Source organism: Bacillus cereus group sp. MYBK14-1, from assembly GCF_051916885.1.
In the GTDB taxonomy this organism is placed as follows: Bacteria; Bacillota; Bacilli; order Bacillales; family Bacillaceae_G; genus Bacillus_A; species Bacillus_A cereus.
The window spans coordinates 125,518-148,989 of record NZ_JBQAHM010000011.1; the positions used below are offsets into that span (position 1 = coordinate 125,518).

Genomic DNA, 23,472 nt, shown 5'->3' on the forward strand with positions numbered 1-23,472 from the left:
TTGTTTATAATGAATAGTATGGATTTTTTTAAGCAGGCCGTTATATATAAGGTTATATTTGATGAAAGGAAGTGCCGCATAAGTGGATTTTAAGCAATATTCACCAGAAGAGCTAAAAGAATGTTCAATGATTGAAGTTGTACATAGCGTTTTAGGGGATAAAAAACAAGCAACGACATTCAACGAGTTGGTTCAAGAAATCGCTCAAGTGCTGGGACTATCTCAAGAGCAAGTTAATGCGAAAATCGCACAATTTTATACAGACTTAAACATCGATGGACGTTTCATTAATTTAGGAGAAAATCGTTGGGGACTACGCAGCTGGTACCCATATGAGCAAATTGATGAAGAAATCTTGCCTCAACCAAAACCGAAGAAGAAACGTAAAGTTGAAGAAGACGGTTTTGACGACTACATTGAAGAAGACGAAGATGACTTCGACGATGCAGACGTAAGTGAAGATGAAGACGATGTAGAAGATTTGGACAAGGTTCTTGAAGAAGAAGACGGAGATGACGACGATCTTGATGATTTAGACGAAGATGACGACGACTTCGCTGAAGAAGAACTTGAGTATGATGAAACTGAAGAAGAAGAAGAGGAAGAACTGTAGTTCTTGACTTTTCATTATCGTCCATGTAGAATCATTTTTGGGCTCTTTAAAAAAGGACGATAATACTTTTAAAGTGTAAATATAAAAGAAAATTGCTCCCTACTTATTACTTTTTGTGATGAGGGGAGCAATTTTCTTTTTTGTTTTTTGTTTAGAAAATAAAAAGAGTCTAACAATAAGATGGATACAGTGTTATCTACATACGTTGCGCTTTGCAACGGTGATTATATAACAGCAAAATAGAAGGGAGCTTTTTCATGACTAAGTATATTTTTGTAACAGGCGGTGTAGTATCGTCTTTAGGAAAAGGTATTACAGCAGCATCTCTTGGAAGACTTTTAAAAAATCGTGGTTTAAACGTAACGATTCAAAAGTTTGATCCATACATTAACGTAGACCCAGGGACTATGAGCCCATACCAACACGGTGAGGTATTCGTAACAGATGATGGCGCTGAAACTGACTTAGACCTTGGTCACTATGAGCGTTTCATCGACATTAACTTAAACAAATACAGCAACGTAACAACAGGTAAAATTTACTCTTCAGTTCTTCAAAAAGAGCGTCGCGGTGAATATTTAGGAGGAACAGTTCAAGTTATTCCTCACATTACTAACGAAATTAAAGAGCGCGTATATCGTTCTGGCCGTGAAACAAATGCGGATGTTGTTATTACAGAAATCGGTGGAACTGTTGGTGATATCGAGTCTCTACCATTCTTAGAAGCAATCCGTCAAATTAAGAGCGACATCGGTCGTGACAATGTAATGTACATTCACTGTACGTTAATCCCGTACTTAAAAGCAGCGGGTGAAATGAAGACAAAACCAACACAACATAGTGTTAAAGAACTTCGTAGCTTAGGTATTCAACCAAACATTATCGTTGTTCGTACAGAAATGCCTGTTTCTCAAGATATGAAAGACAAGCTTGCATTATTCTGTGACATCGATACAAAAGCAGTTATCGAAGCTCGCGATGCAGATACTTTATATGCGGTTCCATTATCTCTTCAAGAACAAAACATGGACCAAATCGTTTGTGATCACTTAAAATTAGACAATCCAGCTGCAGATATGACAGAGTGGACTGCGCTAGTTAACAAAGTGCGTAATCTTTCTAAGAAAACAAAAATCGCTCTTGTTGGTAAATATGTAGAACTTCAAGATGCTTATATTTCTGTTGTAGAAGCACTTCGTCATGCTGGTTACTCATTCGACACAGATGTAGAAGTAAAATGGGTAAATGCTGAGCATGTAACAGCAGAAAACGTAAAAGAATTAGTTGGCGATACAGATGGTATCCTTGTACCAGGTGGCTTCGGCGATCGTGGTGTAGAAGGTAAAATCGTTGCGATTCAATATGCTCGTGAAAACAAAGTTCCATTCTTAGGAATTTGCTTAGGTATGCAACTTGCATCAATCGAATTCGCACGTAATGTATTAGGTTTAGAAGGTGCTAACTCTTCTGAAATCAACCCTGACACACCATATGCAATCATCGACTTATTACCAGAACAAAAAGATGTAGAGGACCTAGGTGGTACACTTCGTCTTGGTCTATACCCATGTAAGCTTGCTGAAGAAACAAATGCTTACAATGCTTATAATGAGCCGGTTGTATATGAGCGTCATCGTCATCGTTATGAGTTCAACAACCAGTTCCGTCCTGATATGGAAAAAGAAGGATTTGTATTCTCTGGTACAAGCCCAGACGGCCGTCTAGTTGAAATCATTGAATTAAAAGACCACCCTTGGTTCGTGGCAGCACAGTTCCACCCAGAACTTGTTTCTCGTCCAAACCGTCCACAACCATTGTTCCATGACTTCGTAAGAGCTTCTATTACGAATAAAGAGAGCAAGTAATAAAAAAAGCGCCTGAAATAAGGCGCTTTTTTTAATATTCATTTAACATTTCATCGATTGTAAATTTGATTCCGTGATAAGCAAATAAAGCTACTATTAAACTTGGGAATCCGTAGCGATTACCTTCATCGTCTGGAATAAGACCTTTTAACAGTTTTGTATCAATATGTACGTCTGTATATCGTTCGAGTGATTCCGTACCTTCTTGAAGAGCAGAAATGCCGACAATAGAGTGTCCCTCTTCTTGTAGTTTTTTTGCAATTTCTACAACCGCTTCATCTGTTGAAAAACGGCTAATAAGAAGTACACGATCTGCAGAAGTTACTTCTACTTCTTTACCATTTTCAAATAAGCGTTTTGCTTGCTTCATTGGTTCAGCACCGAATAGTGCCTCGGCAACAACGCCCTCCATTTCATTTGTACCATGTAAATAAATGAAACCATCGCCAACTAGTGCTTGAGCAAGTAAACGAGCGCTATCTTCTATATTCATTTCTTCTTTTTGAGAAACTCTGGAGAAATAACCACTTAATTGAGTTGAAAAAATTTTTAACATAATGTTACTCCCTTCGTACGTGTTTGCCGGCTTTCATTATAATTTATTTTTTTAGAAAGGTGAAATCGTAGGGTAGCATAACAAAATAGGAAACGGTAAAATAAGAAAGAATAGGAAGGAATTTGCCAAAGAATAGCGAAAATAAATCGTTAAGATATAAGAAGCTTTAAATCTTGTACTTACACAGAAAGGTTGGGAATTATGGAAGGTAAAATTTTAATCGTTGATGATCAATATGGGATTCGTGTGTTATTACATGAAGTGTTCCAAAAAGAAGGTTATCAGACATTCCAAGCAGCGAATGGATTTCAAGCTTTAGATATCGTGAAAAAAGATAATCCAGATTTAGTAGTGTTAGATATGAAAATTCCAGGCATGGATGGTATAGAGATTTTAAAGCATGTAAAAGAAATTGATGAGAGTATTAAAGTAATTTTAATGACTGCTTATGGAGAGCTTGATATGATCCAAGAAGCAAAAGATTTAGGAGCTTTAATGCATTTTGCTAAACCATTTGATATTGATGAAATTCGTCAAGCTGTGAGAAATGAGCTCGCTGTAGAGGCGTAAAAATGAATTTTTTATAAAAAATATGGAAAAAAGCGTTTACATGGACTATTGTGCAGGTGAATACGGTTGAGTTTTTGAGTACAAGTTGTTATCCTATTGAGTGTAGAAAAAAGTCCGGTATGTAGATATACATATTTTACCTTATTCTGGTCATACTACCAGCGATAAGAACTTATCGGATACAAAAAACGTTTTTTAGGAGGATTCACCATGCCTTTAGTTTCTATGAAAGAAATGCTAAACAAAGCACTAGAAGGAAAATACGCAGTTGGTCAATTCAACATGAACAACTTAGAGTGGACTCAAGCTATCTTAGCTGCTGCGGAAGAAGAAAAATCTCCTGTAATCCTAGGTGTATCTGAGGGTGCAGCTCGTCATATGACTGGTTTCAAAACAGTTGTAGCTATGGTTAAAGCTTTAATCGAAGAAATGAACATCACTGTTCCTGTAGCGATTCACCTTGACCATGGTTCAAGCTTCGAAAAATGTAAAGAAGCAATTGATGCAGGTTTCACATCTGTAATGATCGACGCTTCTCACCACCCATTCGAAGAAAACGTTGAAACTACTAAACAAGTAGTAGAATACGCACACGCTCGTAACGTATCTGTTGAAGCTGAGCTTGGAACAGTTGGCGGACAAGAAGACGACGTAATCGCTGAAGGCGTAATTTACGCTGACCCAGCAGAGTGTAAGCACCTTGTTGAAGCAACAGGTATCGATTGCCTAGCTCCAGCTTTAGGTTCTGTACACGGTCCTTACAAAGGTGAGCCTAACTTAGGATTCGCTGAAATGGAACAAGTTCGTGACTTCACTGGCGTACCTTTAGTATTACATGGTGGTACTGGTATCCCAACTGCTGATATCGAAAAAGCTATCTCTTTAGGTACTTCAAAAATCAACGTAAACACTGAGAACCAAATCGAGTTTACAAAAGCTGTTCGTGAAGTATTAAACAAAGACCAAGAAGTTTACGATCCTCGTAAATTTATCGGACCTGGCCGCGACGCTATCAAAGCAACTGTTATTGGTAAAATTCGCGAATTCGGTTCTAACGGTAAAGCGTAAGAATAAAATTCCGTTTTGGAAACCGTCTAGTCTTTTAGACGGTTTCCTTTCGTTGTATAATGAAAGCGTGAACAAGTCTAAAGATTTTATCATTTTTGGTTTTTAAATAGAAAATAATGTGCATAGTCCTATTAATAAATGTGATAACGTATCTAAATTGATAAAGTGAATTCGATGAATAGTTGATCTTTATCTATTCGTGCTACAGGAGAAATGAAGATAATGGTTTCCTATTTATTGAGTTTTGGGATGGAAAGAGTAATTGAGATTCTTAAGGGGAGCTTTCTATAAAAAGATAGAAAGTAAATACATTCACAAGAAGGGAGCTCAATATGGAAAAATTGCTAATTGAAGGCGGAAGAGCTTTAAATGGAACAATTCGAGTAAGTGGTGCAAAGAACAGTGCCGTTGCATTAATTCCAGCGACAATTTTAGCAGATACTCCAGTAACTATTGGTGGTGTCCCTAATATTTCGGACGTGAAAATGTTAGGAGACTTACTAGAGGAAATTGGAGGGAAAGTAACTTATGGACAGGAGGAAGAGATGGTAGTCGATCCTTCTAACATGGTTGCAATGCCTTTGCCAAATGGAAAAGTGAAAAAATTGCGCGCTTCTTATTATTTAATGGGTGCAATGCTTGGCCGTTTTAAAAAAGCTGTTATTGGGCTTCCGGGTGGATGTCATTTAGGACCGAGGCCGATTGATCAGCATATTAAAGGGTTTGAAGCGCTAGGTGCACATGTTACGAATGAACAAGGTGCCATCTATTTAAGAGCAGATGAGCTACGCGGGGCACGTATTTATTTAGATGTTGTTAGTGTAGGAGCTACGATTAATATTATGCTAGCAGCTGTACGAGCGAAAGGTAGAACTGTTATTGAAAATGCAGCGAAAGAGCCTGAGATCATTGATGTAGCTACATTGTTAACAAGCATGGGAGCACGTATTAAAGGTGCTGGTACTGATGTAATCCGAATAGATGGTGTTGACTCTTTACATGGTTGTCACCATACTATCATTCCAGATCGTATTGAAGCTGGTACGTATATGATTCTAGGAGCTGCATCAGGAGGAGAAGTAACGGTTGATAACGTTATTCCTCAGCATTTAGAATCAGTTACTGCAAAGCTAAGAGAAGCTGGTGTTCAAGTTGAAACGAACGATGATCAAATTACGGTGAACGGTAATAGAAAGTTAAAAGTAGTTGATATCAAAACGCTTGTATATCCAGGTTTTCCAACGGATTTACAACAGCCGTTTACGACGCTTTTAACAAAGGCACACGGGACGGGAGTTGTAACAGATACAATTTACGGTGCCCGTTTCAAACACATTGATGAATTACGTCGTATGAATGCTCAAATTAAAGTAGAAGGTCGTTCGGCAATTGTAACTGGTCCTGTGTTACTGCAAGGTGCAAAAGTGAAGGCGAGTGATTTACGAGCAGGAGCGGCACTTGTTATTGCAGGGTTAATGGCAGATGGAATTACAGAAGTAACAGGACTTGAGCATATTGATCGAGGTTATGAGAATATAGTGGACAAGCTTAAAGGGCTTGGTGCAAACATTTGGCGAGAACAAATGACAAAGCAAGAAATTGAAGAAATGAAGAACGCATAAGTGATACTTCCGCAAGGGGGAAGCGAAGCATCACTACTTGCGGAAGTACACTTTATAGAAAAACACGGTTCACAAAATACGGCAGAAATATAAAGGCTTAAAGGAGAGGGATTATCGTGGAAAGAAGTTTATCTATGGAGTTAGTACGTGTAACAGAGGCTGCAGCTTTATCATCAGCGCGTTGGATGGGGCGCGGGAAAAAGGATGAGGCAGACGGTGCAGCAACATCAGCTATGCGTGATGTATTTGATACAATTCCGATGAAAGGTACAGTTGTAATTGGTGAAGGTGAGATGGATGAAGCACCAATGCTATATATCGGAGAGAAATTAGGTACAGGATATGGACCACGTGTAGACGTTGCGGTTGATCCTTTAGAAGGGACAAACATCGTAGCAGCTGGTGGCTGGAATGCTCTTGCTGTCATTGCAATTGCAGACCACGGTAATTTGTTACATGCCCCTGACATGTACATGGATAAAATCGCGGTTGGCCCAGAAGCAGTTGGGGCGGTCGACATTGATGCGCCTATTATTGATAACTTACGTGCAGTTGCGAAAGCGAAAAATAAAGATATTGAAGATGTTGTAGCGACAGTTTTAAATCGTCCACGTCATCAAGAAATTATTGAAGAAATTCGTAAAGCTGGTGCGCGCATTAAATTGATTAATGATGGAGATGTAGCTGGAGCGATTAATACAGCGTTTGATCGTACAGGTGTAGATATTTTATTTGGATCTGGTGGAGCACCTGAAGGTGTATTAGCAGCAGTTGCTTTAAAATGTTTAGGTGGAGAAATTCACGGAAAACTATTGCCACAAAACGAAGCTGAATTAGCACGTTGTAAAAAAATGGGCATAGAAGACATTAATCGTATCCTTCGCATGGAGGACTTAGTAAAAGGTGACGATGCAATCTTTGCAGCAACAGGCGTAACAGATGGAGAACTATTACGCGGTGTTCAATTTAAAGGTAGCGTAGGAACAACGCAATCCCTTGTTATGCGCGCAAAATCAGGCACAGTTCGCTTCGTAGATGGTCGTCATAGCTTAAATAAAAAACCGAACTTGGTTATTAAGTAAAAAGCAGAGGTGGCTTGCTCAGAAGGGGAAGGCATTGGAACTCCTGACGAAGAGGCGTTTTGTGCCTCGCAGGAAGGGGTGAAATGACTGACCCTTCTAGCCACCGGAGCTGGATTTAAGTAAAAAGCGTAAGCAGCTTGTTCAGAATGGGAGGTGGATGGAGCTTCTGACGTAGAGGTGCTTTTTGCCTCGCAGGAAGAAGTGAAGCCACTGACCATTCTAGCTGCTGAAGCTAGATTAAATAAAAAGCGTAAGCAGCTCCTTCAGAAAGGTTAAAATGGTCGATCTTTCTAACTATCGGAGCTGGAACTAAATTAAATAAGAAGCGAAGACAAATTTTCTTGTCTTCGCTTCTTGTATTTGTGTTCCAACGTATTGATTAAAACTAGATAAAAGGGTTACAATAGTGGATATTACCCTACTTGAACTTATTGCCTTTCATTATTAATTATTTGCCTTCCGTATTTTTTCCCTTTACCCATGAAAAAAGAGAATAACGTTAAAGTGTGGTGTCTGAATGAATTTGTCAATTGCAGCATTAGAAAACATGAAATTAAAAGAGTTATACGAGCTTGCGAAAGAATTTAAGATTTCGTATTATAGCAAGTTAACGAAAAAAGAGCTGATTTTTTCTATTTTGAAAGCTCGAGCAGAAAAAGAAGGTTTCTTTTTCATGGAAGGCGTATTAGAAATTATTCAATCAGAAGGATTTGGATTCCTACGTCCTATCAACTATTCTCCAAGCTCAGAAGATATTTATATCTCAGCTTCGCAAATTCGTCGTTTCGATTTACGTAATGGAGATAAGGTTTCTGGTAAAGTACGACCTCCGAAAGAAAATGAACGCTATTTTGGGTTATTACAAGTTGAAGCTGTAAACGGAGATGATCCAGATTCAGCAAAAGAGCGTGTGCATTTCCCTGCATTAACACCATTATACCCAGATCGCCAAATGAAATTGGAAACGGAACCGAAAAAGTTACCGACACGCATCATGGATTTAATCGCACCAGTTGGATTTGGACAACGTGGTTTAATTGTTGCGCCTCCAAAGGCTGGTAAAACAAGTCTATTAAAAGAAATCGCGCACAGTGTTACAACAAATCATCCGGAAGCAGAACTAATTGTACTTTTAATTGATGAGCGTCCAGAGGAAGTAACAGACATTGAACGTTCTGTTAAAGGAGATGTTGTAAGTTCTACTTTTGATGAAGTACCAGAAAATCATATTAAAGTAGCTGAGCTTGTGTTAGAACGTGCGATGCGTCTTGTAGAGCACAAGAAAGATGTTATCATTTTAATGGATAGTATTACCCGTTTAGCTCGAGCTTACAACCTCGTTATTCCACCAAGTGGTAGAACATTATCAGGTGGTATCGATCCAGCTGCCTTCCATAGACCGAAGCGTTTCTTTGGAGCTGCACGTAATATTGAAGAAGGCGGTAGCTTAACAATTTTAGCAACAGCCCTTGTTGATACAGGATCACGTATGGACGATGTTATTTACGAGGAATTTAAAGGAACTGGAAATATGGAACTTCACTTAGATCGTTCATTAGCTGAACGTCGTATCTTCCCAGCGATTGATATTCGTCGTTCTGGTACACGTAAAGAAGATCTATTAATTCCAAAAGAACATTTAGACAAGTTATGGGGCATTCGTAAGACAATGCGTGATACACCAGACTTTGTTGAAAGTTTCTTACGTAAGCTTCGTCAAACGAAGACAAATGAAGAGTTTTTACAAAACATTGTTGCAGACTCGAAAAGGTATGTAACAACTAAGTAAAGGGAAAAAATCAAGACTCGCTTATTTTATAGTAAGCGAGTTTTTTATGCTGTTTAGGTGATATTAAAGAGAGAAATAAGTGAAAGAACCTGAGTTAGTCAGAGCTGGATGAGCTCCCTCCAGTGGCTAGAATGGTCGGTGGCTTCGCGTCTTCCTACAAGGTAAAAAGCACCTCTACGTCAGAAGCTCCATCCCCCTCCCATTCTGAACGAGCCGCTTCTGCTTTTAAATTGTATCTAGTTCCGACGGCTAGCTCTTCGTGTCTAAGAACCTCCCGCACTAAAGGTAAAAAGCACCTTTTGTGCGAGAGAACCTTAGCCGGTCAGAGCTAAACGAGCCGTCTACACTTTTAATTTCAAAAGACAAAAACAGGTAGTTGCAAAATGAAGTTAGCCTTGTTATAATTTCATCATATGTGTTTCATCAATATAGTTGTGTATGCAGCTGAAGATGAAAAACTCTGTTTCGAAAATGATTCAGGGCGGAAGGAGATGAAAAGAATGAAAGCAGGAATTCACCCAGATTACAAGAAAGTTGTATTCATGGACACAAACACAGGCTTCAAATTCTTAAGCGGATCTACTAAAGGATCTAACGAAACTGTTGAGTGGGAAGATGGTAACACTTATCCATTACTAAAAGTTGAGATCAGTTCTGATTCTCACCCATTCTACACTGGACGTCAGAAGTTTGCTACTGCAGACGGACGCGTTGACCGCTTCAATAAGAAATACGGTCTTAAGTAATAAAAACATAAAACAGGCAAGTGTATGTATTCGCTTGTCTGTTTTTTTTGCGAAAATATTATACCTTTACCCTACTTTTAACTGAAAAGTAGATGAAAGGAGAGCTTCATGTACTTAATAAATCAAAATGGCTGGATTGAAGTGATTTGCGGTAGTATGTTTTCTGGCAAGTCAGAAGAGCTAATCCGCCGTGTGCGCCGTACGCAATTTGCAAAACAACATGCAATTGTATTTAAACCATGTATTGATAATCGATATAGTGAAGAAGATGTTGTATCACATAACGGATTAAAGGTAAAAGCAGTTCCTGTTTCAGCTTCAAAGGATATATTTGAACATATTACAGAAGAGCTGGATGTTATTGCAATCGATGAGGTGCAATTTTTTGATGGGGACATTGTGGAAGTGGTGCAAGTATTGGCAAATCGTGGCTATCGTGTCATTGTAGCTGGTTTAGACCAAGATTTCCGTGGTCTACCATTTGGACAAGTTCCTCAGCTGATGGCGATTGCTGAACATGTGACAAAACTACAAGCAGTATGTTCTGTATGTGGATCTCCAGCAAGTCGTACACAACGATTAATTGATGGAGAACCAGCGGCATTTGATGATCCAATTATTTTAGTTGGAGCTTCAGAATCGTATGAACCACGTTGTCGTCATTGTCATGCAGTACCTGCAAACAAAGATAAGTAAAACTCGCTGCGCAAGGCGGGTTTTTTTCAAAATAGAGAGAATGAGCGGTGTGAGCCGCTTACGCTTTTAAATATATCTAGTTCCGGTGGCTAGCTCTTCGCATCTAAGAACCTTCCGCCCGAAAGGTAAAAAGCACCTTTAGGTCGAAAGAACCTTAGTTGGTCAGAGCTGAAAGAGCCACTGCCACTTTTAAATATATTATCTAGCTCCAGCGGCTAGAATCTCCGGCCATTTCGCTCTCTCGCTCGAAGCAAAAAGCGCTTCAAGGTCGAGAGCTCCAATGGCCTGCAATTCTGAGCGAGCCGCTTGCGCTTTTAAATATATCTAGTTCTGGTGGCTAGCTCTTCGCATCTAAGAACCTTCCGCCCGAAAGGTAAAAAGCACCTTTAGGTCGAAAGAACCTTAGCTGGTCAGAGCTGAACAAGCCACCACCACTTTTAAATATAATTTGCGTTTTTTTGAGTAAGTACCATATACTATTTGTATTAGATACTAGGATGTAGAGGTGAATGATGTGTTAGATCGTTTGCAAGCTGTAGAAAATCGTTATGAGAAGTTAAATGAATTGTTAAGTGATCCAGCGATTATTAGTGATTCAAATAAGCTTCGTGAATATTCAAAGGAACAGTCTGATATACAGGAAACGGTAGAGGTGTATCGTGAGTATAAGGATGTTCGTGAGCAATTAAAAGATGCGAAAGCAATGTTAGAAGATAAGTTAGACGCAGAAATGCGTGAAATGGTAAAAGAAGAAGTTTCTGAGTTAGAATCACAAGATAAAACATTATCAGAGCGTCTGAAAATTTTACTTGTTCCAAAAGACCCTAATGATGATAAGAACGTTATCGTTGAGGTTCGTGGAGCTGCTGGTGGAGACGAGGCAGCTTTATTTGCTGGTGACTTATACCGTATGTATAGCCGTTACGCTGAGGTACAGGGCTGGAAAACGGAGATTATTGAGGCTAGCTATACAGAGTTAGGTGGATATAAAGAGATTATCTTTATGATTAATGGTAAAGGTGCTTTCGCGAAGCTGAAATTCGAGAATGGTGCTCACCGTGTACAACGTGTTCCTGAAACGGAATCTGGTGGACGTATTCATACATCTACAGCAACTGTAGCTGTATTACCAGAGGCAGAAGAAGTAGAAATTGATATTCATGAGAAAGATGTTCGTGTTGATACATTCGCTTCTAGTGGACCTGGTGGACAGAGCGTTAATACAACGATGTCAGCGGTGCGTTTAACGCATTTACCGACTGGTGTAGTCGTATCTTGTCAGGATGAGAAATCACAGATCAAGAATAAAGAAAAAGCGATGAAAGTATTACGCGCACGTGTTTATGATAAGTTTAGACAAGAAGCGCAAGCTGAGTATGATCAAAACCGTAAACAAGCTGTTGGTACGGGAGATCGTTCAGAGCGTATTCGTACGTATAACTTCCCGCAAAACCGTGTTACAGACCATCGAATCGGTTTAACGATTCAAAAGCTAGATCAAATCTTACAAGGTAAGTTAGATGATTTCATCAATGCCTTAGTGATGGAAGATCAGGCTCAAAAGATGGAGGCAGCGGAGTAATGCGTGTCTATGAAGCCCTGAAATGGGCTTCTTCTTTTTTACAGGAAAATGGACGAGATGAAAATGCGGGAGAAATTGTCCTTTGTCATGTATTAAAGGTGAACAGAACAGGATTACTTATGAATATGCGTGAAGAAATAACTGAGGAACAAGAGAAAAGCTTTACGGAGTTTATCCATAAGCATGTAGAAGGTATTCCTATTCAATATATGATTGGTTATGAAATGTTTTATGGACGGTCTTTCTTTGTGAATGAAGAAGTATTAATACCAAGGCCGGAAACAGAAGAGCTTATAGTGGGAGTATTAGAAAGAATCGAGCGCCATTTTGGTGATGAGAAACTACATGTAGCAGATATAGGTACAGGTAGTGGAGCGATTTCTATTACGCTTGCTTTAGAAAATAAAAATCTTCATGTGTATACAGTAGATATTGCACAAGAGTCGATTGAAGTTGCAAAAGAAAATGCAAAAGCTTTAGGTGCAGAAGTAACGTTCTATCACGGTGATTTATTGTCACCATTTCATAAAACGGGTCAAAAGCTAGATGTTGTTGTTTCAAATCCTCCATATATACCGGAAGAGGATTGGCGTGGTCTTTCTCCTGTTGTGAAAGAGCATGAGCCGAAGAGAGCACTTGTTGGTGGTGAAGACGGATTAGATTTCTATCGCCGTTTTATGGAAGAATTGCCGAATGTGTTGCAGAAGAAAGCGATTGTGGCGTTTGAAATTGGAGTAGGACAAGGTGAGGATGTAAAAAGATTGTTACAACAAGCTTTTCCACATGCTCATGTTGAGGTTGTTTTCGATATTAACGGAAAAGATCGTATGGTATTTGCAGAGATGGAGTAAGGTTCACACCTTACTCTATTTTTTTGTGGAAAAATTCATATAGATTTTGAATTTAATAGTTTAGAAAGATGAAAGTCTGTCCACACTGTTTGTAGAAGGGACGGTGGAGGAAATGAAAAAACAAGTTATTGCTTATCTTCTTATACTATTAATTGGTGCACAGTTACTTGTGCAGTTTGGATATATGAAAGCTGATGCGAAAGGGCCTTCAGTTATTCCGAAAGAGGCCGTTCGATTACGAATTTTAGCAAATAGTGATTCAGATAAAGACCAGGCATTAAAGCGTAAAGTGCGTGATGAAGTAAAAGCACAAATTGATGGATGGGTAGCGGATTTAACTTCATTTGAAGAGGCGCGCAAAGTAATTCAAAGTCATATTCCAGAAATCGAGAAAACGGTGGAAAATACGTTAAAAAGAGAAGGAAGTAAAGAATCATTTCAAGTGAAATTTAGTAAGAATGTAAAGTTTCCGACAAAGGTATATGGGAATTTTATTTATCCGGCAGGGGAATATGAAGCAGTCTTAATTACAATTGGGGAAGGTGAAGGGGCAAACTGGTGGTGTGTATTATTTCCACCGATGTGTTTCTTAGATTTTTCAAGTGGTACAGCTGTAAGGAAAGAAGAACATGTTGTGAAGGCTGAATCTCCTGAAGAGGAGCAAGTAAAACAAATAGATAATGAAGAAGTAGTAAATGTAGAAGAGAAAAAAGAGGATGAGGTAAAAGAAACGAAAGTTGTAAAGCGGGAAGCAGTAAAAAAAGTAACAGCTTCTGAAAAGAAAGTAGTGAAAAATGAAACAAAAGTCGAAGAGCAGCCTGTAAGTAAAGAAGAAACAAAAAATGTGGAAAAAGTGGAGAAATCTGTGGAGAAAAAACAAGAACAGCAAAATGAGTATGTAAAAGTAGAAGAGGAAGAAGAAAAGCCAGAAGTTAAATTGTTTATTGTAGAAGCTTTTACATCTTTATTCTCTAAATAGTACTATTAATAAATCCCTCCTCATATATAAAAATGAGGAGGGATTTATTATGAAGAAAGTGTATTTTGCTACGAAAGCAGATGTGGAAAGATTACATTCTTTTTTCGGACAAGCTAATAAAAAAGATGATAAAATAAATGAGTTGTACGCACAATTTATGATTTTGGAAGAGGCGGAAGAAATACGAGCTGTAATTGGTTATGAACAAAGTGGGGAAGATGTACTTATTCGTTCTTGTTTATTCACACCTCATGTGGATAAACAGACTTTCTTATATTTTTTTGAAATGTTTTTGCAGTATATGAAAGAAAAAAGTGTTCAACAATTGTACTTACTAACAAATCATCCACAATCTGTACCGATCTTTCAGTTCTTTGACTTTTTTACTATAGAAAAGGATGAGGTTCCAGAGGGAATTCAACAGCTAGAACATTTTTGTAAAAATATAAAAGAGCAGAATGCAATAATACTAAATTGTCAGCTATTCACAAAGTTATCCACGGATTAATTAGGTTTATCCACATTTTGTGGATAAACCTTGTTTGTCTTTTGGATAAATCTCATAGTAAACTAAAAATAGACAAGTATTTAAGGCTAGAAAAGGACGTGGAAAAAAATGCATACAAATATGTGGGTTGTGGATAATGTTGTGGAAAGAAAAAAATATTATCCACAGTTACAAGAAGCAGCAAAATTATTAAGAGAAAATGAGGCGGTTGCTTTCCCTACGGAAACAGTATATGGGTTAGGGGCAAACGCGATGGATGATGAAGCAATCGCGAAAATTTTCGAAGCGAAAGGAAGACCGAGTGATAATCCACTCATTGTCCACATAGGTACAAAATCTCAGTTAGATGGGATTGTGAAAGAAATTCCACCAGTTGCAGAGAAGTTAATGGCGCATTTTTGGCCAGGACCATTAACAATTATTTTGCCGAGAAAAGAAGGAATTTCAGAGAAGGTGACGGCAGGACTTAATACGGTTGGAGTAAGAATGCCTGATCATCCAATTGCACTTGCTCTTATTGAAGAGGCGAATGTACCTGTTGCGGCACCAAGTGCGAATCGTTCAGGGCGTCCAAGTCCAACATTAGCTTCTCACGTATATGAAGATTTGAATGGGAAGATTGCAGGTATTGTTGATGGTGGTGCAACTGGAGTAGGCGTTGAATCAACTGTAATTGATTGTACAAGCACGGTTCCAACAATATTACGTCCAGGTGGGATTACGAAAGAACAATTAGAAGCGGTGATAGGTACTGTTTCTTTAGATCCAGCTTTAAAGGATGAGAAGGAAAAACCGAAATCGCCTGGAATGAAATACACACATTATGCGCCGAAAGCACCACTTAGTATTGTCGAGGGCTCACGTGAGTTTATTCAGCATCTTGTGGATGAGAAAAAGAAAGAAGGATTTAAAGTAGGCGTATTAACGACAGAAGAGTATCAGCATGTATATAGTGCAGATGTTATATTATCTTGTGGTGTTAGAAGTGACTTAGCTAGCGTTGCGACTAAATTATATGATGTACTTAGAACATTTGATGCAAGTGAAGTGGATGTTATTTTTAGTGAGTCATTCCCTAATGAAGGAATAGGGAATGCAATTATGAATCGTTTAACGAAAGCGGCAGGACATCATATTATTATTGAATGATAAGGTAAGATTAGCAAACAGAATATTTCTCCTTGGATAAGCATATTGTGAAGTAGCACGTCCAAGGAGGGGCATGAATGACGTTTGAACAGCTAATACCTTTAATAATTATGGCATTCGCCTTAGGGATGGATGCGTTCTCGGTGAGTCTTGGTATGGGGATGATGCCCCTAAAGTTAAGACAAATCCTGTATATTGGTATGACGATAGGGATATTTCATATTATTATGCCGTTTATAGGAATGGTACTAGGTCGTTTTTTATCAGAGAAATATGGAGATATCGCACATTTTGCGGGTGCTATTTTATTAATCGGACTAGGGTTTTATATCGTATATTCGACCATTTTACAAAATGAAGAGACTAGAACTGCTCCTATTGGAATTAGTTTATTCGTATTTGCATTTGGCGTCAGTATAGATAGTTTCTCAGTAGGGCTTAGTCTTGGTATTTATGGGGCACAGACAATTATTACGATTTTACTTTTTGGATTTGTTAGCATGTTATTAGCGTGGATTGGTTTATTAATTGGGAGACATGCGAAAGATATGCTCGGTACATACGGTGAGATAGTAGGTGGTATCATTTTGGTTGGGTTTGGATTATATATCCTTTTTCCTATATAATTTTATGTAGGAGGGAATTATGAACAAGCTATTGGAATGGTATGTTAAGTTTTTAACCTTCTTTCCTCGATGGCTAAGAAAACTTATAATTTGGGGTATTATTTTGCAAATTTCGATGTTAGGTTGGATTAAGTTAATTCGTGAATGGTGAGATAGTTCCTTTCTGTGAATATTTTGTTTGTACTATATTTATTACGCTAAAAATTACAGATATAGAAAGGATGAGATGAATGACGAGATTGAAGCAAGTTTTTGGTATTATTATTAGTTTTTTTGTTTTTTGGTTTAGTATGCTCGGTGTACAAATGTTTGCTGAGTTTTTAGATATTGAGTCATTGAAATTTGTTGCGGGAAAGACTGAGGCGGCGCGTGCCTTTTACTCTCCGTACCCGTTTTTAATTGTTTTTCTTATTACATTGCTTTCCCTATACTTCTTCGTAATTAAGCTAGGGAAGCCGAAAAAAGAGAAAATGCCTACTTTAGAGGAAAAGAAGGAAGAATTACAATGATAAAATCCCCTGCTAAAAAGCAGGGGATTTTATATTTGAGTGATGGGAGGAATCTAGCTGCCTCCGCTTTTAGATGTTATCCAGCTCCAGCTGCTAGAATGGTCGGTGGCTTCGCGTCTTCCTGTGAGGCAAAAAGCGCCTCTACGTCAGAAGCTCCATCCTCCTCCCATTCTGAACGAGCCGCTTCCGCTTTTAGATATTATCCAGTTCCAGTGGCCAGCTCTTCGCATCTAAGAACCTCCCGCACGAAAGGTAAAAAGCACCTTTTGTGCGAGAGAACCTTAGCTGGTCAGAGCTAAACGGGCCACTTCCACTTTTAAACTGGCCTAACTAATTCAAATTGTTCTCCTAATTTTGCATAGTTGTGTCCTGCTAGGCGGCTTATTGGTTTGAGTCCTTCTGCGTGAATGCGCCCTTTTTCATATAGATGTTCGGCAACGTGGAAACGAACGACGCGTCCAATTAGTAGATCACAAGCTGGTGAGTCTTCCGTTCCGCCAAGTGGAATTGCACGTTCTAATACGCATTCCATTCGAATATTTGCTTCTTTTACACCTGGAACAGAGATGACTTCACTTTCGATTGGTGTTAATTTTGCTAGTTCAATTTCACTTTCATTTGGCGGGAGGTTAGCTGCTGTTTCGTTAATTGCTGCTACATATGATTCGTCAGAAATATGTACGACAAATTCTCCTTTTTCAATTGCGTTTCGGGAAGTGTCCTTTCTTTCTCCTGCTTTTCGTTGTACAGATACTGAGATAAGTGGTGGATTAGCAGCGACAATATTGAAATAACTATATGGTGCTCCGTTTAGTACACCTTCTTTTGTTACAGAAGTAACGAATGCGACAGGACGAGGGATGATACTTCCGGTAAGTAATTTGTAATTATCTTTTTCAGTTTGTTCATTTGGATTAATGGATAACATGCTTGTAATCCCCTTTCTAAATATGAATACTTATTGTTTGTTTACAAGATAACGATGAGAAAATCCTGCTGGAAATAATATTTTGTTTCATAAAAAGAACTTACTTCAATTGTAATGAAGTAAGTTCTTTTTCAAGAATCTCAAATTTGAGATAAAAATTAAAGTAAAACGTATGCCCCAGGCCCGATTAAAGCTACACCAACAGCGACAGCGATTAACATTAAGTTATATTCATATCCGTTTTGTGTTACCCAGTAACCATTTTTTCCGTGAACAGTGAAGATAGCCATTAACATTGTTCCAACGATAAATAATGAACCAACTACAATGAAAATACCTGATGCGAATAAGAAACCACCTAGTAATTCAGTTGCGCCAGCCATAAATGCCATAAATACACCAGGACGTAAACCGATTGACTCCATCCAGCCACCTGTTCCTTTTAAACCGTAACCGCCGAACCAACCAAATAATTTTTGAGCGCCATGACCCATGAATGTAATTCCTATAATAAGACGAATAATAAGTAGACCGAAATCCATCATTTTAAAAAACCTCCTAAAAGTTATTAACTTACCTTACGTAAGTAATAATAAAATAGTTACTTACTATAGTCAAGTGGATTTTGAAAAAAGTTTGAATTAAATTTTACAAATTAACAACAAAAAATAAAATGTAGTAAAGACCTCTAGACAAGTTGAGCAAAAAAAGAGAAAATATAAATAGAAGTTAACTTCTAATTGTTATTCAGACAATCAGAATTGACTGGAATTTTGTGAAGCGCTACAATAAGAGTCTATTAGTAATGACATAATTTATTTCGAAAGCGTTTTTACAGTATAATATTCGAAGTATGAAGTCTTACATGTATCCCGAGTTTTACTAGGGATTGCCCTATAAACTTTTAGGTAAATTATAAGGAGGACTATCCTATGTTTAAAAAATTATTCGGTCTTGGTTCAAAAACAAATGAAGAAACAATCGTAGCTCCATTAACTGGAGCAGTGAAAAATATTGAAGAAGTACCAGATCCAGTATTTGCTGGTCGTATGATGGGTGACGGTGTTGCAATTGATCCTACTGAAGGTGTAGTTGTATCTCCAGTTGATGGTGAAATCGTACAATTATTCCACACAAAACATGCTATCGGAATTAAAGCGAAAAACGGTACAGAAATTTTAATCCACGTTGGATTAGAAACTGTAAAAATGGAAGGTGAAGGTTTCGAAGCTCACGTTTCTGAAGGCCAAGCTGTGAAAGCTGGAGATAAATTAATCTCATTCGACTTAGAATTAATCCGTGAAAAAGCGAAAAGTACAATTACTCCAATTGTTATTACAAACACAGATGCAGCTGAGTCTATTAAGACAACTGTAGGCGTAGCAGCTACAAAAGGTTCAACAGAAGTAATGAAAGTTACAATGAAATAATTGCAATATAAGAGGAATCCGTTTCGTATGAAATGGATTCCTTATTTTTGTTGCGTGTTCAGTATGTATGTTAAAATACTCTAGGCACTTGGAAATAGGGTTTCACATATATGTGGATAAGGCGCATTTTTCTTAGAAAAAATATAAGAGAAATGCGCCTTTTGTATATTCACATTTCTTTTGTTCTATTCTAATGTAAGTTATGATGAATGATAAGAAATCGAATATAGGGGTGGGTTTGAATGAAACGAGTGTTATTTGTTTGTACTGGCAATACATGTCGTAGTCCAATGGCTGAGGCGTTGCTTCGTCATCACGGAGGAGATAAGTTTGAAGTGCAATCTGCTGGTGTTTTCGCCTATCCTGGGAGCGATGCATCGGTACATGCGAAGGAAGCTTTAGCTGAAAAAGGAATTTCAATTGATCATGCGGCGCAGCAAGTAAATGAAACTTTGCTTGATTGGGCTGATATTGTCGTAACGATGACAGAAAACCATAAGCAAATTGTACTTGGGCATTATCCGAGCGTTGAAAAGAAATTAAATACGTTATATGGATTAACTGAAGGTATAGGCAAGGACATTTCAGATCCATTTGGAGGCTCGCTTTCTATTTATAAAGAAACGTTAGATGAGATGGAAAAACTTGTACAAACTTTACTGAAAAAACATTCAGTAGGTTGATGTTTCGTGTATAATACGATATTGGAGATCACTTCTTCCTATATGAGGTAGCGAGTGTGAAATGAAGATAATTGATTGAAACTTTGGAGGGGTAAAAATGAAAGTAGTAATAGCATCTGATCACGGCGGTATGAATATCCGCAAAGAACTTGTAAATTTATTAGAAGAGTTAAATATTGAATATATTGATTTAGGTTGTGAATGTGAAGCTGGTTCTGTTGATTACCCTGACTTTGCGTTTCCAGCAGCTGAAATGGTAGCGAATGGTGAAGTAGATCGTGGTATTTTAGTTTGTGGGACAGGCATTGGTATGTCAATCGCAGCAAACAAAGTAAATGGTATCCGTTGTGCGTTAGTTCATGATACTTTCAGCGCGAAAGCGACGAGAGAGCATAATGACACTAACATGCTAGCAATGGGCGAGCGTGTAATTGGTGCTGGTCTAGCGCGTGATATCGCGAAAATTTGGTTAACAACTGATTATGAAGGTGGTCGTCACGAAAACCGCGTAGGAAAAATTAAAACATACGAAACAAAGTAATAGATTCTAACTATCAGTAGTGTGAAATATAATTTGGTGAACCAACCTGTGAAAGGAAGAGGCGTAATGACAGAAATCGTAAAGGTAAGAGAACAGCTACAAATGTCGCTTTCTGATTTCCAAGAACAAGCTTCATTACAAAGCGGTCAAATTTTTGTAGTGGGTTGTAGCACGAGCGAAGTGCTAGGCGAAAGAATTGGAACATCAGGAACGATGGAAGTAGCAGAGGCGATTTTCTCTGAGTTAAAACAATTTCAAGAGCAAACAGGTATTGAATTAGCGTTTCAATGTTGTGAGCATTTAAACCGTGCTTTAGTAGTTGAGAGAGAAGTAGCGATAAAATATCAATTTGAAATTGTAACAGTTACGCCTGTTAGATCAGCAGGTGGTGCATTGGGGACATACGCGTATCACAATTTGAAAGATCCGGTAGTAGTTGAGTTTATTAAAGCTGATGCAGGAATGGATATTGGTGATACATTTATCGGTATGCATTTAAAGCATGTAGCTGTTCCGGTTCGTACAAGTGTGAAGGAAATTGGAAGTGCGCATGTAACGATGGCCAAAACACGTGGAAAACTAATTGGTGGAGCACGTGCTGTCTATGCGGCAGTGGAAGAGACTACCACTTGCCGTTAAATATGAGAAATTAGGAAGTCATATAGTACCTGTTTATCATAAGATAAAAGGTATGTTGTCTGACTTTATAATAGAAGAAAGAAAAGACCGATTTTCGGTCTTTTTTTTCTTTTATGATATAGAAAGTCATGTTAGAATGTAGTTGAAAACATGAAGGTTCGAAAGAATTACAACCTGAATTTTCGTTTTTTCTGAATAAATAAGAAAAAACTGTTGGGAATCGATGTAATTCGTTCAGAAAAGGGGGATTTTGGTGGATCATTTAAAACGTCAAGATGAAAAGGTATTTGCTGCAATTGAGGCAGAACTAGGAAGACAGCGTTCAAAGATTGAGTTAATTGCTTCGGAAAACTTTGTAAGTGAAGCAGTAATGGAGGCACAAGGTTCTGTTTTAACGAATAAGTATGCTGAAGGATATCCTGGAAAACGTTACTATGGTGGCTGTGAACACGTAGACGTAGTAGAAGATATCGCACGTGATCGCGTGAAAGAAATTTTCGGCGCAGAGCACGTAAATGTTCAACCACACTCTGGTGCACAAGCGAACATGGCAGTATACTTCACGATTTTAGAGCAAGGCGATACAGTACTTGGTATGAACTTATCTCATGGTGGTCACTTAACACACGGAAGCCCTGTTAACTTCAGTGGAGTACAATATAATTTCGTAGAATATGGCGTGGATGCTGAATCTCACCGTATTAATTACGATGATGTATTAGCAAAAGCGAAAGAACATAAACCAAAATTAATCGTTGCAGGTGCAAGTGCATACCCTCGTGTTATCGATTTCAAGCGATTCCGTGAGATTGCAGATGAAGTGGGCGCTTATTTAATGGTTGATATGGCACATATCGCAGGTTTAGTAGCTGCTGGTTTACATCCAAATCCAGTACCACATGCACATTTCGTTACAACGACAACACATAAAACGTTACGTGGTCCGCGTGGTGGTATGATTTTATGTGAAGAGCAATTTGCAAAACAAATTGATAAATCAATCTTCCCTGGTATTCAAGGTGGTCCACTTATGCACGTAATCGCTGCAAAAGCTGTTGCATTTGGTGAAGCACTTCAAGATGATTTCAAAACATATGCACAAAATATCATTAACAATGCGAACCGCTTAGCTGAAGGTCTTCAAAAAGAAGGACTTACACTTGTTTCTGGCGGAACAGACAATCACTTAATCTTGATTGATGTTCGTAACTTAGAAATCACAGGTAAAGTAGCAGAGCACGTATTAGATGAAGTTGGTATTACAGTGAACAAAAATACAATTCCATTTGAAACAGCAAGCCCATTTGTAACAAGTGGTGTACGTATCGGTACAGCAGCTGTAACATCTCGTGGTTTCGGTTTAGAAGAAATGGATGAAATTGCGTCACTTATTGCTTATACATTAAAAAATCATGAAAATGAAGCTGCGTTAGAAGAAGTACGTAAGCGTGTAGAAGCGTTAACTAGCAAATTCCCAATGTATCCAAATCTATAATAGATTGAAGAAGACTGCCGAGACTTAATTGTTTTGGCGGTCTTTTTTTTGGACATATATTATTTTTAAAGTATGTATACAAATGATGAATAAATTTTGGCGATATAATGAAGGATACAGCTCCCATAATTGGTAAAGATACTAGATAGATTCATTGTAAAATCATGATTTTGCCAAATTTGCCCTTGAATATTAGTAGCGTTTTCTTTACAATCGTAAATAGTGTAAAAAAGCGTGCAAACGCATGAATATCATCTAAAGGAGAGATTCACATGGGAAAACTGTATGTATTTGATCACCCGTTAATTCAACATAAGATTACATATATTCGCGATAAGAATACAGGTACGAAAGATTTTCGTGAATTAGTGGACGAAGTAGCAAGCTTAATGGCTTTCGAAATTACTCGCGACCTTCCACTTAAGGACATTGAAATTGAAACACCTGTAAGCAAAGCGACAACAAAAGTGATCGCTGGTAAAAAACTTGGTTTAATTCCGATTTTACGTGCAGGTTTAGGAATGGTTGATGGAATTCTGAAATTAATTCCAGCAGCAAAAGTAGGACACGTTGGTTTATACCGTGACCCTAAAACATTGCAACCGGTAGAATACTATGTGAAACTTCCAACGGATGTAGAAGAGCGTGACTTTATCGTACTAGATCCGATGCTAGCAACAGGTGGTTCTGCGGCTGAAGCAATTAACTCTCTGAAAAAGCGCGGTGCGAAACAAATTAAATTAATGTGTATCGTTGCAGCTCCAGAAGGGGTAAAAGTAGTACAAGAAGAACATCCTGATGTTGATATTTATGTAGCAGCATTAGATGAGAAATTAAATGACCACGGATATGTAGTACCAGGTCTTGGTGATGCTGGTGACCGTTTATTCGGAACGAAGTAAGACAACTGACGAGCAGGGGAGATTCCCCAGCTCGTCTTTTTTG

26 protein-coding genes are annotated in these 23,472 nt (G+C 38.2%); 23 read left to right on the forward strand and 3 right to left on the reverse strand.

What is annotated here, in order from left to right; genetic code table 11:
* The first annotated feature begins 82 nt into the window (after positions 1 to 82).
* Complete coding sequence (gene rpoE, locus ACTFR3_RS23285; RefSeq protein WP_000346280.1) at positions 83 to 613, forward strand: DNA-directed RNA polymerase subunit delta; 531 nt, start codon at positions 83 to 85, stop codon at positions 611 to 613.
* A 257-nt stretch (positions 614 to 870) separates the two neighbouring features.
* Positions 871 to 2,478, forward strand: a complete 1,608-nt coding sequence (gene pyrG / locus ACTFR3_RS23290) for a CTP synthase (protein WP_000170460.1) — start codon at positions 871 to 873, stop codon at positions 2,476 to 2,478.
* Positions 2,479 to 2,509: 31 nt separating this feature from the next.
* Here the strand turns inward: pyrG and ACTFR3_RS23295 are convergent, their stop codons facing one another.
* On the reverse strand, positions 2,510 to 3,034 hold the full coding sequence (locus ACTFR3_RS23295) for a DUF2529 domain-containing protein (RefSeq protein ID WP_000912404.1): 525 nt from the start codon (positions 3,032 to 3,034) through the stop codon (positions 2,510 to 2,512).
* 201 nt (positions 3,035 to 3,235) lie between these two features.
* On the opposite strand from ACTFR3_RS23295, the gene spo0F reads away from it, so the two are divergent.
* From spo0F to ACTFR3_RS23370, 15 genes are all read left to right on the forward strand, one after another.
* Positions 3,236 to 3,604 carry a sporulation initiation phosphotransferase Spo0F gene (gene spo0F, locus ACTFR3_RS23300; RefSeq protein ID WP_000398594.1) on the forward strand — a complete coding sequence of 123 codons (369 nt, stop codon included), beginning with the start codon at positions 3,236 to 3,238 and terminating at the stop codon, positions 3,602 to 3,604.
* A gap of 210 nt (positions 3,605 to 3,814) precedes the next feature.
* A complete protein-coding gene (locus tag ACTFR3_RS23305) occupies positions 3,815 to 4,672 on the forward strand; it encodes a class II fructose-bisphosphate aldolase (RefSeq protein ID WP_001131855.1) in 858 nt (285 codons plus the stop codon).
* 332 nt (positions 4,673 to 5,004) lie between these two features.
* Entirely contained in the window at positions 5,005 to 6,294 is a 1,290-nt protein-coding gene (gene murA / locus ACTFR3_RS23310; RefSeq protein WP_000413254.1) for a UDP-N-acetylglucosamine 1-carboxyvinyltransferase, read from the forward strand.
* 116 nt (positions 6,295 to 6,410) lie between these two features.
* Positions 6,411 to 7,376: a class II fructose-bisphosphatase gene (glpX, locus tag ACTFR3_RS23315; protein WP_000442340.1), complete on the forward strand. Its 966-nt coding sequence runs from the start codon at positions 6,411 to 6,413 to the stop codon at positions 7,374 to 7,376.
* A gap of 517 nt (positions 7,377 to 7,893) precedes the next feature.
* Entirely contained in the window at positions 7,894 to 9,165 is a 1,272-nt protein-coding gene (gene rho / locus ACTFR3_RS23320; protein ID WP_001053903.1) for a transcription termination factor Rho, read from the forward strand.
* Positions 9,166 to 9,665: 500 nt separating this feature from the next.
* Complete coding sequence (locus tag ACTFR3_RS23325; RefSeq protein WP_000643433.1) at positions 9,666 to 9,911, forward strand: type B 50S ribosomal protein L31; 246 nt, start codon at positions 9,666 to 9,668, stop codon at positions 9,909 to 9,911.
* A 108-nt stretch (positions 9,912 to 10,019) separates the two neighbouring features.
* Positions 10,020 to 10,607: a thymidine kinase gene (locus ACTFR3_RS23330; RefSeq protein WP_000280859.1), complete on the forward strand. Its 588-nt coding sequence runs from the start codon at positions 10,020 to 10,022 to the stop codon at positions 10,605 to 10,607.
* A 514-nt stretch (positions 10,608 to 11,121) separates the two neighbouring features.
* A complete protein-coding gene (gene prfA, locus ACTFR3_RS23335) occupies positions 11,122 to 12,189 on the forward strand; it encodes a peptide chain release factor 1 (RefSeq protein ID WP_000887064.1) in 1,068 nt (355 codons plus the stop codon).
* The gene (gene prmC / locus ACTFR3_RS23340) at positions 12,189 to 13,040 is read left to right on the forward strand and encodes a peptide chain release factor N(5)-glutamine methyltransferase (RefSeq protein WP_001267065.1); all 852 of its coding nucleotides are present in this window, start codon (positions 12,189 to 12,191) and stop codon (positions 13,038 to 13,040) included. The genes prfA and prmC overlap by 1 nt, the downstream gene beginning before the upstream one ends.
* Before the next feature lie 112 nt (positions 13,041 to 13,152).
* Positions 13,153 to 14,019, forward strand: a complete 867-nt coding sequence (gene spoIIR, locus ACTFR3_RS23345; RefSeq protein ID WP_000745065.1) for a stage II sporulation protein R — start codon at positions 13,153 to 13,155, stop codon at positions 14,017 to 14,019.
* A gap of 49 nt (positions 14,020 to 14,068) precedes the next feature.
* The gene (locus tag ACTFR3_RS23350; protein ID WP_000758437.1) at positions 14,069 to 14,527 is read left to right on the forward strand and encodes a mechanosensitive ion channel protein; all 459 of its coding nucleotides are present in this window, start codon (positions 14,069 to 14,071) and stop codon (positions 14,525 to 14,527) included.
* 108 nt (positions 14,528 to 14,635) lie between these two features.
* Positions 14,636 to 15,676 (forward strand): L-threonylcarbamoyladenylate synthase, encoded by a 1,041-nt coding sequence (locus ACTFR3_RS23355; RefSeq protein ID WP_000557353.1) that lies wholly within the window; start codon positions 14,636 to 14,638, stop codon positions 15,674 to 15,676.
* A gap of 77 nt (positions 15,677 to 15,753) precedes the next feature.
* The gene (locus ACTFR3_RS23360; protein ID WP_000142475.1) at positions 15,754 to 16,302 is read left to right on the forward strand and encodes a manganese efflux pump MntP; all 549 of its coding nucleotides are present in this window, start codon (positions 15,754 to 15,756) and stop codon (positions 16,300 to 16,302) included.
* Positions 16,303 to 16,321: 19 nt separating this feature from the next.
* The gene (locus tag ACTFR3_RS23365) at positions 16,322 to 16,453 is read left to right on the forward strand and encodes a hypothetical protein (RefSeq protein ID WP_440044837.1); all 132 of its coding nucleotides are present in this window, start codon (positions 16,322 to 16,324) and stop codon (positions 16,451 to 16,453) included.
* A gap of 79 nt (positions 16,454 to 16,532) precedes the next feature.
* Positions 16,533 to 16,811, forward strand: a complete 279-nt coding sequence (locus ACTFR3_RS23370; protein WP_000197472.1) for a DUF3935 domain-containing protein — start codon at positions 16,533 to 16,535, stop codon at positions 16,809 to 16,811.
* Between the two features lie 316 nt (positions 16,812 to 17,127).
* On the opposite strand, the gene ACTFR3_RS23375 is transcribed toward ACTFR3_RS23370, so the two are convergent.
* Together ACTFR3_RS23375 and ACTFR3_RS23380 are read right to left on the reverse strand one after the other, a co-directional pair.
* Positions 17,128 to 17,739 carry a flavin reductase family protein gene (locus ACTFR3_RS23375; RefSeq protein ID WP_000949055.1) on the reverse strand — a complete coding sequence of 204 codons (612 nt, stop codon included), beginning with the start codon at positions 17,737 to 17,739 and terminating at the stop codon, positions 17,128 to 17,130.
* A gap of 158 nt (positions 17,740 to 17,897) precedes the next feature.
* A complete protein-coding gene (locus tag ACTFR3_RS23380; RefSeq protein WP_000968616.1) occupies positions 17,898 to 18,284 on the reverse strand; it encodes a DoxX family protein in 387 nt (128 codons plus the stop codon).
* Between the two features lie 387 nt (positions 18,285 to 18,671).
* Between ACTFR3_RS23380 and ACTFR3_RS23385 the strand changes: the two genes are divergently transcribed.
* From ACTFR3_RS23385 to upp, 6 genes are all read left to right on the forward strand, one after another.
* Positions 18,672 to 19,169: a PTS sugar transporter subunit IIA gene (locus tag ACTFR3_RS23385; RefSeq protein ID WP_000473665.1), complete on the forward strand. Its 498-nt coding sequence runs from the start codon at positions 18,672 to 18,674 to the stop codon at positions 19,167 to 19,169.
* A gap of 242 nt (positions 19,170 to 19,411) precedes the next feature.
* A complete protein-coding gene (locus ACTFR3_RS23390) occupies positions 19,412 to 19,852 on the forward strand; it encodes a low molecular weight protein arginine phosphatase (RefSeq protein ID WP_000832373.1) in 441 nt (146 codons plus the stop codon).
* A gap of 97 nt (positions 19,853 to 19,949) precedes the next feature.
* Positions 19,950 to 20,393: a ribose 5-phosphate isomerase B gene (rpiB, locus tag ACTFR3_RS23395; protein WP_000869538.1), complete on the forward strand. Its 444-nt coding sequence runs from the start codon at positions 19,950 to 19,952 to the stop codon at positions 20,391 to 20,393.
* A 66-nt stretch (positions 20,394 to 20,459) separates the two neighbouring features.
* Complete coding sequence (locus ACTFR3_RS23400; RefSeq protein ID WP_000136379.1) at positions 20,460 to 21,032, forward strand: TIGR01440 family protein; 573 nt, start codon at positions 20,460 to 20,462, stop codon at positions 21,030 to 21,032.
* 253 nt (positions 21,033 to 21,285) lie between these two features.
* Positions 21,286 to 22,527, forward strand: coding sequence for a serine hydroxymethyltransferase (glyA, locus tag ACTFR3_RS23405; protein ID WP_140420744.1), 1,242 nt, complete (start codon positions 21,286 to 21,288; stop codon positions 22,525 to 22,527).
* 272 nt (positions 22,528 to 22,799) lie between these two features.
* On the forward strand, positions 22,800 to 23,429 hold the full coding sequence (gene upp, locus ACTFR3_RS23410) for a uracil phosphoribosyltransferase (RefSeq protein ID WP_000517539.1): 630 nt from the start codon (positions 22,800 to 22,802) through the stop codon (positions 23,427 to 23,429).
* Positions 23,430 to 23,472: the final 43 nt, after the last annotated feature.

Excerpts from the sequence above, each read along its gene's own strand:
- ACTFR3_RS23330 (WP_000280859.1), top strand. The coding sequence starts at position 10,020 with ATGTACTTAATAAATCAAAATGGCTGGATTGAAGTGATTTGCGGTAGT.
- ACTFR3_RS23385 (WP_000473665.1), top strand. The coding sequence starts at position 18,672 with ATGTTTAAAAAATTATTCGGTCTTGGTTCAAAAACAAATGAAGAAACA.
- ACTFR3_RS23390 (WP_000832373.1), top strand. The coding sequence starts at position 19,412 with ATGAAACGAGTGTTATTTGTTTGTACTGGCAATACATGTCGTAGTCCA.
- ACTFR3_RS23325 (WP_000643433.1), top strand. The coding sequence starts at position 9,666 with ATGAAAGCAGGAATTCACCCAGATTACAAGAAAGTTGTATTCATGGAC.
- upp (WP_000517539.1), top strand. The coding sequence starts at position 22,800 with ATGGGAAAACTGTATGTATTTGATCACCCGTTAATTCAACATAAGATT.
- ACTFR3_RS23380 (WP_000968616.1), bottom strand. The coding sequence starts at position 18,284 with ATGATGGATTTCGGTCTACTTATTATTCGTCTTATTATAGGAATTACA.
- ACTFR3_RS23400 (WP_000136379.1), top strand. The coding sequence starts at position 20,460 with ATGACAGAAATCGTAAAGGTAAGAGAACAGCTACAAATGTCGCTTTCT.
- rho (WP_001053903.1), top strand. The coding sequence starts at position 7,894 with ATGAATTTGTCAATTGCAGCATTAGAAAACATGAAATTAAAAGAGTTA.
- spoIIR (WP_000745065.1), top strand. The coding sequence starts at position 13,153 with ATGAAAAAACAAGTTATTGCTTATCTTCTTATACTATTAATTGGTGCA.
- prmC (WP_001267065.1), top strand. The coding sequence starts at position 12,189 with ATGCGTGTCTATGAAGCCCTGAAATGGGCTTCTTCTTTTTTACAGGAA.
- ACTFR3_RS23375 (WP_000949055.1), bottom strand. The coding sequence starts at position 17,739 with ATGTTATCCATTAATCCAAATGAACAAACTGAAAAAGATAATTACAAA.
- ACTFR3_RS23295 (WP_000912404.1), bottom strand. The coding sequence starts at position 3,034 with ATGTTAAAAATTTTTTCAACTCAATTAAGTGGTTATTTCTCCAGAGTT.
- rpiB (WP_000869538.1), top strand. The coding sequence starts at position 19,950 with ATGAAAGTAGTAATAGCATCTGATCACGGCGGTATGAATATCCGCAAA.
- murA (WP_000413254.1), top strand. The coding sequence starts at position 5,005 with ATGGAAAAATTGCTAATTGAAGGCGGAAGAGCTTTAAATGGAACAATT.
- ACTFR3_RS23355 (WP_000557353.1), top strand. The coding sequence starts at position 14,636 with ATGCATACAAATATGTGGGTTGTGGATAATGTTGTGGAAAGAAAAAAA.
- ACTFR3_RS23360 (WP_000142475.1), top strand. The coding sequence starts at position 15,754 with ATGACGTTTGAACAGCTAATACCTTTAATAATTATGGCATTCGCCTTA.
- pyrG (WP_000170460.1), top strand. The coding sequence starts at position 871 with ATGACTAAGTATATTTTTGTAACAGGCGGTGTAGTATCGTCTTTAGGA.
- ACTFR3_RS23370 (WP_000197472.1), top strand. The coding sequence starts at position 16,533 with ATGACGAGATTGAAGCAAGTTTTTGGTATTATTATTAGTTTTTTTGTT.
- ACTFR3_RS23305 (WP_001131855.1), top strand. The coding sequence starts at position 3,815 with ATGCCTTTAGTTTCTATGAAAGAAATGCTAAACAAAGCACTAGAAGGA.
- ACTFR3_RS23350 (WP_000758437.1), top strand. The coding sequence starts at position 14,069 with ATGAAGAAAGTGTATTTTGCTACGAAAGCAGATGTGGAAAGATTACAT.
- ACTFR3_RS23365 (WP_440044837.1), top strand. The coding sequence starts at position 16,322 with ATGAACAAGCTATTGGAATGGTATGTTAAGTTTTTAACCTTCTTTCCT.
- spo0F (WP_000398594.1), top strand. The coding sequence starts at position 3,236 with ATGGAAGGTAAAATTTTAATCGTTGATGATCAATATGGGATTCGTGTG.